The sequence below is a fragment of the Clostridium sp. 1001270J_160509_D11 genome, from assembly GCF_015667935.1.
In the GTDB taxonomy this organism is placed as follows: Bacteria; Bacillota; Clostridia; order Peptostreptococcales; family Peptostreptococcaceae; genus Intestinibacter.
The window spans coordinates 1-15325 of record NZ_JADPET010000068.1 but is presented as its reverse complement, the minus strand read 5'-3'; the positions used below and the strand labels follow the sequence as shown (position 1 = coordinate 15325).

12 protein-coding genes are annotated in these 15325 nt (G+C 28.1%); 11 read left to right on the top strand and 1 reads right to left on the bottom strand.

Features of this window, described 5'->3' with window-relative positions; translation table 11 throughout:
* Positions 1-111 precede the first annotated feature (111 nt).
* The 11 genes from I4U58_RS07890 to I4U58_RS07840 all read left to right on the top strand — a co-directional run bounded on the left by I4U58_RS07890 (position 112) and on the right by I4U58_RS07840 (position 14327).
* Complete coding sequence (locus I4U58_RS07890) at positions 112-1635, top strand: class I SAM-dependent methyltransferase (protein WP_195930752.1); 1524 nt, start codon at positions 112-114, stop codon at positions 1633-1635.
* A 204-nt stretch (positions 1636-1839) separates the two neighbouring features.
* The gene (locus I4U58_RS07885) at positions 1840-3195 is read left to right on the top strand and encodes an MATE family efflux transporter (protein ID WP_195930751.1); all 1356 of its coding nucleotides are present in this window, start codon (positions 1840-1842) and stop codon (positions 3193-3195) included.
* A gap of 302 nt (positions 3196-3497) precedes the next feature.
* Entirely contained in the window at positions 3498-5102 is a 1605-nt protein-coding gene (gene nikA, locus I4U58_RS07880; RefSeq protein WP_195930750.1) for a nickel ABC transporter substrate-binding protein, read from the top strand.
* A 188-nt stretch (positions 5103-5290) separates the two neighbouring features.
* Complete coding sequence (opp1B, locus tag I4U58_RS07875) at positions 5291-6217, top strand: nickel/cobalt ABC transporter permease (RefSeq protein ID WP_195930749.1); 927 nt, start codon at positions 5291-5293, stop codon at positions 6215-6217.
* A gap of 4 nt (positions 6218-6221) precedes the next feature.
* Entirely contained in the window at positions 6222-7073 is an 852-nt protein-coding gene (gene opp1C, locus I4U58_RS07870) for a nickel/cobalt ABC transporter permease (protein WP_195930748.1), read from the top strand.
* Positions 7073-7888 (top strand): ABC transporter ATP-binding protein, encoded by an 816-nt coding sequence (locus tag I4U58_RS07865; RefSeq protein ID WP_195930747.1) that lies wholly within the window; start codon positions 7073-7075, stop codon positions 7886-7888. The genes opp1C and I4U58_RS07865 overlap by 1 nt, the downstream gene beginning before the upstream one ends.
* 1 nt (position 7889) lies before the next feature.
* Positions 7890-8651 (top strand): dipeptide/oligopeptide/nickel ABC transporter ATP-binding protein, encoded by a 762-nt coding sequence (locus tag I4U58_RS07860; RefSeq protein WP_195930746.1) that lies wholly within the window; start codon positions 7890-7892, stop codon positions 8649-8651.
* 175 nt (positions 8652-8826) lie between these two features.
* Positions 8827-10431: a hypothetical protein gene (locus tag I4U58_RS07855; RefSeq protein WP_195930745.1), complete on the top strand. Its 1605-nt coding sequence runs from the start codon at positions 8827-8829 to the stop codon at positions 10429-10431.
* Positions 10432-10544: 113 nt separating this feature from the next.
* On the top strand, positions 10545-11354 hold the full coding sequence (locus tag I4U58_RS07850) for a helix-hairpin-helix domain-containing protein (RefSeq protein WP_195930744.1): 810 nt from the start codon (positions 10545-10547) through the stop codon (positions 11352-11354).
* A gap of 85 nt (positions 11355-11439) precedes the next feature.
* Entirely contained in the window at positions 11440-12699 is a 1260-nt protein-coding gene (locus I4U58_RS07845) for a protein phosphatase 2C domain-containing protein (protein ID WP_195930743.1), read from the top strand.
* A 47-nt stretch (positions 12700-12746) separates the two neighbouring features.
* A complete protein-coding gene (locus I4U58_RS07840; RefSeq protein WP_195930742.1) occupies positions 12747-14327 on the top strand; it encodes a hypothetical protein in 1581 nt (526 codons plus the stop codon).
* 45 nt (positions 14328-14372) lie between these two features.
* Here the strand turns inward: I4U58_RS07840 and I4U58_RS07835 are convergent, their stop codons facing one another.
* Positions 14373-15233 (bottom strand): type II CAAX endopeptidase family protein, encoded by an 861-nt coding sequence (locus I4U58_RS07835; RefSeq protein WP_195930741.1) that lies wholly within the window; start codon positions 15231-15233, stop codon positions 14373-14375.
* Positions 15234-15325: the final 92 nt, after the last annotated feature.

Sequence of the window (15325 nt, the reverse complement as noted above, 5' to 3'; positions counted from 1 at the left end):
ATAAATTAAAAAAATAAAATAGTTGAAAAAATCCATGAAGGAAAAGATGTGAACATCTTATACATTCATGGATTTTTTTATTTATAAATTGAATTAAAGGGGTGAGTTAAATTGGAATTAATAAATAAGGTAAAAAGAGAATGGGAATACCATGCAAATGGATATAACAAGATAATCAAGGATGAATTAAAAAGCTTTAGGTCAGAAGCATGGATAAAATTAATTGAAGAACAAATTGGTGATAAAAAGGGGTTAAATATATTAGATATAGGATGTGGACCAGGATTTTTTTCAATAATACTTTCAAAGGCAGGTCATAATGTAGTAGGGATAGATTGTAGTGAAAACATGTTAGTTCAAGCAAAATTAAATGCAAAAGAAAATAATGTAAGTCCTAAATTTATTCAGATGGATAGTCACAATTTAGATTTTGAGGATAATACTTTTGATTTAATTATAAATAGAAATGTAACATGGACATTGATTGAACCAGTAAAAGCGTATAGAGAATGGTACAGGGTATTGAAACCAAAAGGAAAATTATTAATATTTGATGCAAATTGGTTTCTATACAAATATGATAATGCTTTAAAAATAGAAAATGATAAAAGAAGGGAACAGTGTATAGAGAAATATGGAAATACATATAGTTCTTTTGAAGGTCCAGAAGAATACATAGTAACAGATAAATTTCCACTTGAAGATAAAATACGTCCACGCTGGGATGAGATTACTTTGAGTAAAATAGGATTTAAAAATTTATTGGTAGAAAGAAATATAATAGATAGAGTATGGGATGAAAAAGAAAAATTATTATATGGGGCTACTCCTATGTTTATGATTAGTGCACAAAAAACAGATGAAAATTATGATTTAAATTCTGATTATATATCAGATTCTATAAAAAAATATTGGACAAACCGTTCACAAACTTATTCAGAACAAAATAATGCGGAATTACAATGTAGTCAAAATGAAATTTGGACACAAACCATATTAGAAAATGTTGATAAAAAAGGTTGTTTAAAAGTTCTAGATATAGGATGTGGACTAGGAGAATTTTCAATATTGATGGCAAAATCAGGGCATAATGTTACAGGTGTTGATATGACAGAAGCAATGCTAGAAAAAGCACGATTAAATGCAAAAAATTATAATGTAGATGTAAACTTTGTGAGTATGGATGTACAAAATCTTAAATTTGAAGATGAGACATTCGACTTAATTATATCTAGAAATGTAACTTGGAATTTGCAAGATATAGAAAATTTCTTCAAAGGTTGTAGAAGAATTCTAAAAAAAGACGGAAGAATGGTTTATTTTGATGCAAATTGGTATTTATACTTATACGATGAACAAGCCCGAAAAGATAGAGAAGATGCAGAGATTAAGTATAAAAAAATTTATAAAAAGGATCCTGAATATGCTGTGAGTAATGTTTCTTTAACTAATGTATCTTATGGACTTCCACTTTCAAAAGAAAAAAGACCTGAATGGGATAGAAATAATTTATCTAAATTTGGATTTAATATAATTAGAATAGATGAAAATATAAATCAAAGAGTTTTTAATGAAGAAGAACAAGTGAGATATTCAGCAACACCAATGTTTACAGTAGTAGTAGAGAAAAAATAAAATTAATATAAATTATTAAAGGAGAGTATCTAAAATAGAAATACTCTCCTGATTTTTGTGATAACAAATTAGAATATTAAAATTTGAAATTATATTGTAAAATAATATATGAACAAGTATTCATTTAATGAAAATTGTTATATGGTGATACAATATATTAATTAAAAATAAATTTAATTTGTGGGAATATAAAGGAGGAGAAAAATGGCAGTAACACAAATGACTAAAGGTAGTATTTCAAAACAACTTATATTGTTTTCTATTCCAATTTTAATTTCAAACTTATTTCAACAATTATACAATACAGTAGATACGGCGATAGTTGGAAGGTTTGTGGGAGCTAATGCTTTGGCAGCTGTTGGAACATGTAACTTAGTAGTTGTTTTTATGATTTACTTCTTTATAGGATTATCAAATGGATCTAGTATAGTTTTATCACAATCTTTTGGAGAAAACGACGAAGAAAAAGTATTCAAAACAGTTCATACAACAATGGGGCTTAGTTTTATATCAGGTATAGTATTAATGATAGTTGGTTTATTAAGTGCGGAAACTATTTTAAAAATGATAAATACTCCTGACGATGTAATAGGATATGCAGTTACATATATTAGAGTTTATTTCTTAAGTATGATTCCTATGATGATTTACAACATGGGAACAGGAATACTAAGAGCTATGGGAGATAGTAAAACGCCACTTTATTATTTAGGTGCAGCAGGGATATTAAATATAATCTTAGACTTAGTATTTATAATAGTATTTAATATGGGAGTAATGGGTGCAGCCCTAGCAACAACATTATCACAAACATTATCTGCAGTTTTAATAATGATAAAATTAATTAGCACTAATGAAGTATACAAACTTCATATAAGTAAAATAAAAATAGACAAAGAAATATTAAAACATATTTTAGTAATAGGCGTACCAACAGGATTACAATCTGTTTTAGTATGTTTCTCAAATATAATTGTACAATCAAAAGTAAACTTATTTGGATTAGATGTAATGGCAGCACTTACTGTATATTATAAAGTAGAAGGATTTATATACATGCCAATAGATGCTCTTGCTATGGCAGCGAGCAACTTCATAGGCCAAAATATCGGTGCTAGAAATGTTGAAAGAGTTAAAAAAGGTAAATCTTTAAGTATGAAAATGTGTGTAGGAATGACAGTATTAATTGGTGGAATAATAATGTTATTTAAAACTCCTATATTACACATATTCACAGAAGAAAAAGAAGTAGTAAAATACGGTTCACAATTTATAATGTTTATCGTACCACTTTACTTTATATATGCAATGAACCAAATATTATCAGGTGTACTTAGAGGTGCAGGAAAGACTTTTGTACCTATGATAATAGGTCTTGTATGTATGTGCGGATTTAGAGTAGGTTGGCTTGTTGTTATGATGGGAATTGTGAAAGATGTAAGAATAGTATATGCAAGTTATCCACTAACATGGATACTTACTAATATAGCAATGAGTATTTACTACTATAAAAGCAGTTGGATAAAAAAGACTACTGTTGAAAGAGTTGAAATGGTTTAAAGAGATTAAAATAATATAAAAACCTATATTATTTAGGATGCTATATTTAGTATTGAAAAAAATTTTACTTAAATGGTAAAAAAAGTATTGACGCTGGAAAATAATTTGTTATAATATTATATGAACACGTATTCATATAATATTAACATTATATTATATTTATAATTAAATACTTTAACTGAGAATAAAATTATGAAAATTTTACAGTGCAAAGATGCATATTTATTGATGCATACTTTGCTATGCAAATTTTCATAATTTTTTTTTGCGTGGAAATGTAAAAAATGGGGAGGAAAATTTAAATGAAACTAAAAAAATTAAAAAAGGTTTTAGCTCTGTCGCTTAGTGCACTTATATGCATGTCGGCAGTAGGATGCAGTAGTAGTAGTGCAGGGGAAGGTACTGAAAATAAAGATCAAATAGTATACGCTTGTACAAAAGATATTAGGGATATAAATCCACATCTTTATGGGGGAGAAATGTCAGCACAAAACATGGTATTTGAATCTTTAGTAAAAGAAACTGAAAAGGGGATAGAACCATGCTTAGCTGAAAGTTGGGAAATATCAGATGATGGAAAAGAATATACTTTCCACTTAAGAAAAGACGTTAAATTTACTGATGGGGAACCATTTAATGCAGAAGCAGTAAAATTAAATATGGATGCTATAGTATCTAATATAGAAAGACATTCTTGGTTAGATATGGTTAATGAAATTGAAGAAAATGTTGTTGTTGATGAATTTACATTCAAACTAGTATTAAAACATGCATACTATCCAACATTAACAGAATTAGCTTTAGTTCGTCCTTTTAGAATGATATCACCTAAATGTTTTATAGATGGTGAAACTAAAAACGGTGTAAGTGGATATGCAGGAACAGGTCCATATGTATTATCTGAGCATAAAGAAAATGAATATGCTATATTCGATACAAATGAAGATTATTGGGGAGAAAAACCAAAAGTAAAAGAAGTTAAATGGAGAGTTATGCCAGATGCTCAAACAATATTAATGGCACTTGAAAAAGGGGAAGTTGACTTATTATATGGAGCTGATGGTGACCAAATAGATATGGATTCATACAAAAAATTAGAATCTGAAGGAAAATATGTAACAGATATGAGTGAACCAGTAGCATCAAGAGCAATATTATTAAATGCTCATCAAGCTATAACAGGAGATAAAAATGTAAGACAAGCTTTACAATATGCTATAAATAAACAAGCTATAGTAGATGGTGTATTAAACGGTACAGAAGAAGTGGCTGACACATTAATGGCAAAAACAGTTCCTTACTGTGATATAGACTTAGAAGTTCGTTCTTATGATAAAGAAAAAGCTGGTGAATTATTAGATAAAGCTGGATGGAAAATGGGAGATGACGGATATAGATATAAAGACGGTAAAAAATTTGAAATAACTATATACTACAATTCAGATAACTCTCAAGAAGGAACAATCAGTGAGTATATGCAATCTGACTTAAAAGCAATAGGTGTAAAACTTAATATAGTTGGAGAAGAAAAACAATCATTCTTAGATAGACAAAAAAGTGGTGACTTCGATTTACAATACTCTTTATCTTGGGGTACACCATATGACCCTCAATCTTACTTATCTTCTTGGAGAATACCAGCACATGGTGACTACCAAGCTCAAGTAGGTATGGAAAAGAAAGAATGGGTTGACCAAACTATAACTGACTTAATGATAGAACCAAGTGAAGAAAAACGTACAGAAATGTATAAAGAAGTACTTACTTATATACATGATGAAGCAGTTTATATACCAATAAGTTATTCAAGAACAAAAGCAGTTCATACAACAGCTTTAAAAGGTGTAACATTTAACCCATCACAATATGAAATACCATTTGAAAAAATGTATTTTGAACAAGACTAAAAAATAAGACAGCATTAAATGGTATTGAAGAAGGGATTTTTATAATCCCTTCTATTTATTATTAATTAGAAAAATTATATTAAATAGAAAATATTTAAATAATAATTGGAAAAGCTAATTGCTATCTTTTTTGCTTATATTTAAATAAATTTACCTAAAAAATTATATATATTATGGAAAGGGATAATATGAGAGATTACATATTAAAAAGATTAGCAACAGTAATACCTATCTTAATAGGAATTTCATTTTTATCGTTTGCTCTTATAAGTTTAAGTCCTAGTAATCCTGCTGAGGTTGCACTTCGTGTAAATGAAATAGTTCCAACAGAAGAAGCAGTAAGGGCTATGGAAGAACAATTGGGAACTAATAAACCTTATATAGAAAGGTATGTAACTTGGTTAACTGATAGTTTACAAGGGGATTTTGGCAATAGTTACGTTAATAATAAACCAGTTGCAACTTTAATAGGACAAGCTATTCCCAATACTATAAAATTAGCTCTTTTAGCATTATTAATTACAATAGTTTTTAGTGTATTAGTAGGAATACTTTGTGCTGTATATGAAGGGTCATTTGGAGATAAATTAGCAAGAGCGTTAGTTTTTGTTGGAACAGCTATGCCGAGTTTTTGGGTAGGTCTTTTATTAATTTGGATTTTTTCAGTAAAACTGAATTTATTCCCAACTAGTGGTATGGAAAGACCTAGCTCTATAGTTCTTCCAGCGATAACCTTGGCACTTTCTTATATTTCAACTTATGTAAGACTTATAAGAAATAACATGGTACAAAATAAGCATGAAAACTATGTTTATTATGCTAGGATAAGAGGACTTAAAGAAACAACTATAATAAAACATATATTTAAAAACTCTTTACAATCATCTTTAACAGCTTTAGGTATGTCTATTCCTAAGCTTATAGCAGGGACAGTAATGGTAGAAAATATATTTGCATGGCCTGGAGTAGGAAGGGTATGCGTAGATGCAATATTCAATCGTGATTTTCCAGTAATACAAGCATATATACTTTTAATGGCAGTATTATTCGTAATATGTAACTTATTAGTAGATATTTTCTCTGTGGCTATTGACCCTAGAATGAGAAAGGAGTAAAGAGATGTCAGTATTAAAACGATTATTTTCAGATAAAATAGCAGTATTTTGTATGATAGTTATAGCAGCTTTTGTTATAGTTGCTATAGGGGCTCCTGTTTTAGCTCCGCATGACCCGGCAGAAATTGATGTAACTAATAAATTTGCAGCGATGTCTGCTGCATATCCTCTAGGAACGGACCAATTAGGAAGATGTATGTTGTCTAGAATGATGTATGGAGCGAGAACAACTATTTTTGTTTCATTATATACAATGGCAATTACTATATTTATCGGAAGTGTATTAGGTATTATATCAGGATTCTTTAGAGGTTGGGTAGATGAAGTTATAATGAGAATTTGTGATATAATGCTATCTTTTCCAAGTGAAGTTATGATTCTTTCTATAATTGGAGTTTTAGGCATAGGTATGCAAAACCTTGTTATAGCAACAATTATAGCAAAATGGGCATGGTATACACGAATGATAAGATCTATAGTTATACAATATAATGACAAAAACTATATAAGATTCTCAAAAGTTGCAGGTTGTAGTACTTGTCATATTATAACAAAACACATATTACCAGCTACATTAGGCGAAATTGCAGTTCTTGCTACATTAGATGTAGGTGGAATCATACTTAATATATCAGCTATGTCATTCTTGGGTCTTGGTGTTCAACCACCTACAGCTGAGTGGGGAATGATGCTAAATGAGGCGAAAACTGTACTTATGTTACATCCAAGTCAAATGATGATACCTGGTGTGGCCATATTAACAGTTGTAGCAGTATTTAATTTCTTTGGAGATTGTCTACAAGATGCATTCAATCCAAAACATTCAAGTTATAAGAAAAAGGCGGTGAATGAATAATGAATTTGTTAGAAGTGAAAGATTTGACTATAACTGATTCAAAAAATGGAGAAGTAGTTGTTGAGAAAAATAATTTTATATTAAAAAAGAATTCTTGTCTTGGAATAGTCGGAGAGAGTGGTAGTGGAAAATCCATGACGGTAAAGGCTATATTAGGTCTTACTAATCCTTGGCTTAAAATAACAGGGAGTGCTTTATTTGATGGACAAGAGTTAGTTGGATTAAAAGGTAATACATTAAGAAAAATAAGAGGAAAAAGAATATGTATGATACCTCAAGACGCTATGACTTCATTTGACCCACTTTATACAATTGGATATCAAATGATAGAGACATTTGTAGAAAATTTAGGTTTATCAAAAGAAGAAGCTAAAAATTTAGCTATAAGTTCCTTAGAAAAAATGTTAATTAGAGAACCAGAACAAGTTATATTAAAATATCCTCACCAAATTTCAGGTGGAATGTTACAAAGATGTATGATTGCTATAGCTTTAGCGATGAAACCAGATATAATAATTGCTGATGAGCCAACGACTGCATTGGATTCAATAAATCAAAAGGAAGTCGTAGAGGAATTTATAAGACTTAGAGAACTTACTCAAACATCGCTTATTTTTATATCACATGACTTAGGTGTTGTTCAACATTTAGCGACAGAGATTTTGGTTATGAAAGACGGAATTTGTGTTGAAAGTGGATCTGCACAAAAAGTATTTAGAAATCCAGAAAATGAATATACTAAGTACTTAATAGACACTCGTGTTCATCTTACAGAATCATTTATACAATCTATGAAAAAAGAGGAGGTAATGTAAGATGATACAAGTCAAAGGAATTCATAAAAGCTATTCTAAAATAGGTGGAGGATTTTTCAAAAAAGATAAATTACATGTATTAAAAGGAATAGATTTTGAAATAGAAGAAGGTCAATGTATAGGATTAATTGGAGAGAGTGGAAGTGGGAAAAGTACACTAAGTCGTTTAATTTTAGGCCTTGAAAAACCAAATGAAGGTTCAATTACTATAGAAGGAAAATCGGTTAAATCGTGGATAAAAGAAAATCCAGGGAAAATGACTGTAGTATTTCAGGATTATACATCATCTGCAAATCCTAAATTTACAATAAAGCAAGTTATTGCAGAGCCGCTAGTTGCCTTACGTCAAACTGAAAATTTAGATAATGTAGTTGTAGAATTACTTGAAAAAGTAGGATTATCAGCAAATTTAATACATAGATATCCTCATGAATTAAGTGGTGGCCAACTACAACGTGTATGCATAGCAAGAGCTATAGCTACAAAACCTAAAATTTTAGTATTAGATGAGGCGATAAGTGCATTAGATGTATCTATACAAGCCCAAGTCTTAGATCTGTTAAAAGACTTGAAAAAAGAATTGGATATGACATATTTATTTATTGCGCATGACTTACAAGCAGTTGCCAATTTATGTGATGAAGTTTTATTTTTATATCAAGGAAATATAGTAGAAAAGATTTCAAGTGATAGATTAGCATTTGCAGAAAATGAATATGCTCAAAGGCTTCTAAACTCTGTAATACCATTTAAAATAAGTTAATTATATTTTTATAATTTGATAAATAAAACTAGCTTGTATAAAACAATACAGGCTAGTTTTATTTTATACAAATTTTTATATAGTTAGAATTTAAAATTTGTCAATATAGCAAAAAATATCTATTTGTGTAATAATATAAATTAGAAAATAAAAGAGAGAGAGTTGATAAAAAAATATGGCGGAAACCATAAAAGCAAGAAACTTAAGTTTAGCACTAAGATATATAGTTGATAACTTTGGAAAAAATACACTTTTAAATCCCGGAAAGGTAGAAGCTATTTTAGCAGATTTAATTCCTCAATCTGAAATTGAGATAAATTGGATAATAGATTCGATTAATTCAGGAATTATGAAAGTCTTTGTTGAAGGAAAGAGCTCAGATGACCAAAGTAGACAAGAAATTTTAGAAAAGGCAACAGAAATATTTGAAAAATATTATATTACTGGTCTAAGAAAGGACTATATTCTAGATAATATATCGTATGCTTTAGGTTGGAGTGATATAGAAATAGATAACTTAAGTGAATATGAAGTAAAAAGAAATGAAAAAATATCACAAGATAAATCTATACAAAGCAAACAATCAATATTAGCTGAAGATATAGCAAGTAGTGAAGAAATTCATAACATACAAGAAGATGAACTAGCTTATGATGATGAAGACGAAGAATATTATGATGAGGATGATTATCCACAAGGTAAAAAGAAAAGTAAGCTGAGATTTTTATGGATTTTATTAATACCAATATTATTAGTAGCAGGATATTTTGGATATAAATTATTATCAGACCCAGGAGATGTAAGTGTATCGAATATAGAATTTAGTGAAAAATACGAATTACAAAATGATATATATACATTTGATGAAGGAAAAGATGTTACATTAACAGTTACGCTAGAAGGCAGTAAATCTGGTAAAATAGATGAAAAAAAGGTATCTTACGCATTAGATGATCCATCTATTTGTACTTATAGAAAAATCGCATATAATAAATGTGAATTGATAAGAATGTCAAATGGAAATACGACGATAAATGTATATTACGGTGGAGAAAAAATAGAAAGTATAGATATAGGCTTTAGTGATATTAATGGAGATAGCGACGAAAATAATGCTATAGCTATAGACAAAATCCAAGTAACTAATATGGAAAAAGAAAACAGCGGATATATATTAAAACTAAATAACGAAGCTGAAATATCAGTAACTTTAAAAGGTAAAGATATAAATAATGATTTATTATCTTACTCAATTGATGACACTAGTTTAGCTAATATATCTGGATACCAAAATAAATGCAAAATATCAGCTAAAGAAGAAGGTTCTACTACTCTTAGAATATTATATAATAGAGATGAAATATACAATATTAATATAACTATACAAAAAGACGACAATAATGAAAATTTAAATTTAAATAGTCAAGTTGATACAGTTATAAAAGAGTACTGGGCTAATTATGCAAATGCATCAAATAAAGGAGATATATCTTATTTACAAAACTTTATAACTCCAGAAGGTGAATTACATAATGAATTAGTTAATACACTTGCTCAAAGCTCAAACAAAACTACAGAAGTTATCGGATATACTAAAGATAACATGAAAGATGAAGGCGGAAAGTATAGAGTAGGCATAATCGTTCAAAGTAACATAAAAGAAGGCGAAATAACTAAATCTAGAAAAGAATATATGGAATTTATCGTTATACAAGAAAATGGTCAATGGCTTATAGATAAAGTTGAGAATAAACAAGTAAGAGAAGAAAAACAAATATAAAAATAAATATAATAAATAAAATATTAGTTTCTTATAAATGATATAATTGTGTTATAAAATGAATAAAATTTCTATATATTTTAAAAAGAATAATTACTTAAGAGGGTGAAAATATGTCAGTAACAAGACGAGGTTTAATCTGGGAAATTCTTAATTCGTGGTGGATTGTACTTTCATGCATTGGATTTTCTTTTGCATCATTCATATATATAGGAACAAAGGCTAGAACAACTAAATGGAAGGTAGCAGGAGTATTATACTTATTAGTAGGTATTTTATCTATATTTTTCATTGTATCAGATCCTATTAGTTTTGCATCAACTGTTGCAGTTTTAGTATGGTTGGTGAGTTTATTAGTAGGTGTTATTCACTCATTTTTAGTGAGAAGAGAATACTTAATAAGAAGAGATTATATTCTTACTAATGGAATAGAAGATAAAGATTTAGACAAAATCAGAGAAGATGTGAGAAGACACTACAAAGGAAAAGATTATATAAAAGGTAGTGGAAATGATACACATTTAGATAGCACATACCACTCAAATATGGAGTATAGAGACTACGATACAATTTCAAATAATCCAAGTGATAGTTTATTTGAAAATGAAAATTATGATGAAGCTTTTGAACAAGATCATCATAACTTCCATAGTAGTAACTATATATCTTATAATAAAACTACAGAGTATCAAAGTGTAGATGACAACAATATAAATATAAACTTTTGCCCAAAGGAAGATTTATTAAAACTTCCTGGAGTAAATGAACAAACTGCAAACAGAGCAATTTCACTTAGAGAAATGTTAGGTGGGTTCAATTCAGTACAAGAATTTATCGACATGGTACATATTGAATCACAATATTCTAATCAAATAAGAGAAATGGCTACAGTAAAAGACCAAAATATCGATTTAAGAAAATAATAAATTGCAATATATAAATAGGCTCAACTTATTAAAAAGTTGGGCCTGTTTTTGTATATAATAGAAAATATAGGAGGTGAAGATTTTGTTAAATGGAATTAGTGCTGTGACAACAGGTCAAATACATATAAATCAAGGGAGAGAATGTGAAGATTATACAGAATTGGATTTAGAGAGAAAAGATTATGTTATGACAGCGGTGGCAGATGGACATAGCTCTCAAAAGCATTTTAGAAGTGATAGAGGGTCACAATTTGCAGCAGAGGCAGCAAAGGAAAGTATTTATGAATATATGAATGACTATAATAGATTTGTTGAAGCTTATAATTATGATAAACAATATCTTATAAATAGAATCATAAAAATGACAATATCAAAATGGCATATAAAAATAAATGAAGATGTAGATATGAACCCAATTACACAAAATGAAATAGATAAATACTTAGATAATGATTTTGATATTGAAAACATATCTTCTATTTATGATACTACGCTGTCTGTAGGTGTTATGAGTCAAGAATGTAGTTTTGGATTTTTAATTGGAGATGGAAGTTTTGTAGTAATAGATAAAAATGGGAAGATGAATACACCTATAGATAATATAGAAAATAAAAATCATAAAAAAACATTAAGTGATGATGAAGCATACAATAACTTTACTACATATTTTTCTGATGAAATGCCTTTTGCGATTATGATATCAACATCAGGTCTTTATAACTCATTTATAGATAAGAAAGATTTTTTAGATTATAATTATTCGATAGCAACTGAGTTAGGTTCTTTAAATACAATTGATGATAAAATAAATATGGAAGAAAAACTAGGAGAGCAGTTTGAAGAAAAATCAAAACAAGGAAGTCAAGACGATATCTCCATGTCGATTATTTTTAATAGTGATAATTATGACGGAATTATAAAAAATCTTGAAAATATGAAAAAAATACAAGAAATAGATAACGAAATAAATTATTCAAAAGAAAAGATAAAAATATTTGAATTAAATAATGAGCAGATTTTGAGTCAAAAAAACGAAAACAATGAAAATATAGAAAAGTTAGCCAGTGAAAAACAAGAGTTAGAAAAGTTAAATATAGATTTAAAAGAGCAAAAACATCTATTAGAAGAACAAATAAAAAAGATACAAGAAGAATTGAGTAAGATAACATCTCAAGAAGAACATATAGACAGTAGAAAAATGGAAATAGACTCATTACTAGAAAAGTACAAAACAATAGATAAAGAAAAAGAAGAAGAACTGAATAAAAATATTGAGGATAAGCGAAGAGAAGAAGAACACATAAAATTAAAAGAAGAGGAAAAGAAATATCTTCAACTTTAGAAATTGATTTAAATATAAAAGAAAAATAAGGGCAGGAGGTGGAGCTGATGGATAGTGAAAAAAGAACAGATGAATTTGATAATGATAAACAAACTGATAGATTAGAAAATAATGAAATAACAAACGAAGAAATTATTTATGTAGATGATTTGGATGATGATTACTTATATATAAATAAAAATAATCAAGAAGAAATAAACGAAAAAGAAGAAAAGAAAAGTAAGATTTCGATTGATGATATTATAAATGGGCAAAAAGCTAAAAAGATGGAAAAATTGCAACAACAAAGGCAATGGGGAATAGATTTAGAGATAAATACATTATCTATTGAGAAATCAGAAACCACAGATATAGATCTAAAACTTGATTTTAATAACTTAAATGATGTTCAAAAAGAAAACAATATCGATAAAGAAAATCAAATTAATAATATACATGAAACTAATAATATCAATAAAGAAAAACAAGAAACTTACATATATGAAAACACGAAATTTAGCAATCTTAGTGAAAAATTAAATCTCTGTATTCAAGTATGCAAATTATTTGAAGACATTCATAAACAAGAAAAGTGCTTTAATTCTATAACATTAAATGATATTGTTATAACTCCTCAAAATGAGTGTAAGATAAAAAATACAGAAAAGATAGTTGAACAAAACGCTTATAATTATGACATTAATTATGAAAAAACTTCTGCTCCAGAAATATTAAACAATAAAAGTAGAGCCAATATAAATACTGACAGGCATAGTTTAGCGTTTTTATTATTTGAGATTTTATTTGACAGTAATCCATTTGAAGGAAGTAAAGTAATAGATACGGTTTATTATACTAAAAATGACGAATTAAATGCGTATAAAGAGCCGATATTTGTTTATAGCTACAAAGATAAAAGTAATATGCCTGTGCGTGGTATACACTCAAAATTGATAAAAGATTGGAATGAAGTTTATACAGATGATATAAAAATAGTCTTTATCCAAAGTTTTGTTGATGGAATAAATAATCTGGAGTTACGAATAGATGAAACTACATTTATACAAAAGTTAATTAAGTTTAAGGATATTATAGACTGGCCAAATGATAATAATGAGCAAATACTAGAATTTAGTGAAAACTCTATTGAAAATAAAAATAATAATAAATTAGAGAAAAACGAAAACGAAAAAGATTCTAAGCATACAGAAAGAGTTGTAATAGCTGATTCAAATAAGGGATTTGAGGAAAAGAAAAAGATAATAATTATAGATAAAGACAAGGCACAGACACCTGTCAAAAAGCCTAAAGTACAACATCAACTACAAATAACATATTCATATGCAAGTGGAGCAAATGAATATGAAATATTGGATTTACTTCCAGGTACTGAAATTATAAACAGCATAGTTGGATATGAAGATATAAAACCAACGCAATTAATCGGAAAAGTAGTACAAAATGTAAAAAACAGGAGTATATTAGGGCTAAAAAATATATCCAACCATGAGTGGATTGCATCTAAAGGAAGTAGCAAAAATGTTATACTTCCTGGTAAGGTGCTTGTAATTATGGATGGAGTAGAAGTTGACTTTTACCCAGAAAATAGAAGTATTACAAAGACAAAATGGAGTATAGTAAAGCCATAAAATAAAACCGTAGTACAAACTACGGTTTTATTTTATTTAAGATAATTACAAAAGACTATCAAATTTATAAGTTTTCATATCAAAAGCATCTTTTTCGATATATTTACGATTTTGTATTATAAATCTTATAAATAAAATTAATCCGATTATAAGAGTGATAATGCCGACTACTAAATATGAAGAAGCATCGCTAAGTGTAAGTAGACTGTTTTCGGCTCCAGTGATAGAATCTGAACTTGTAAACAAAGAAGGTATACTTACAATTAAATTATTTAGAAAATGCACAGTCATAGGTATCAATATATTTCTATATTTTAAATATAAAATACAGTTTGCAATACCAAAAATAATAGCACCTACAACAGCTAATTCTACATGCAAGATTCCAAACAATATTGATGAGAATATCATACCGATATATACATCAAAAATTCTTGATAATCTCTTAAAAATTACCACTCTAAACAGCAATTCTTCAAGTATTGGTGCAGTTATTACAGTTAAAATAAATACAGACACAGTATTTGTGAAAATATCATCACCAGAACTATTTAGTGAATTTGCCATATCTAAATCTATAAAACATACAATAGCTAGTATCAAAAGAGTAGTACCCAAAGAAATTAGTATCTGTGTAAATACAACGTTTAAGATTTCTTTTATGTTTATTTTTTCAATAAAATCATGTATTAGTTTATTTAGTTTACGAAAATTTACTCCAAACTTAAAAAATAAATATAGAATAAATAGACAATCTATAATCAATTGAACAACATTAGTATTCTTATCTAAGAAGCTATCATCTATAATTTCTATTACAAAAATTATTCCAAAGTTCATCAGTAAATAGACTAAAATAGAAGGAATGATTTTAACTTCATTAAAGTCCTCTTTTCTAATAAACAAAATATATCCCCCCTATTCTGCAGCAGTAAGACCTGCAGTTATTGTCATTATACCTGCTATAATCCATGCTAATATTCCAAGACCAGGAGCAC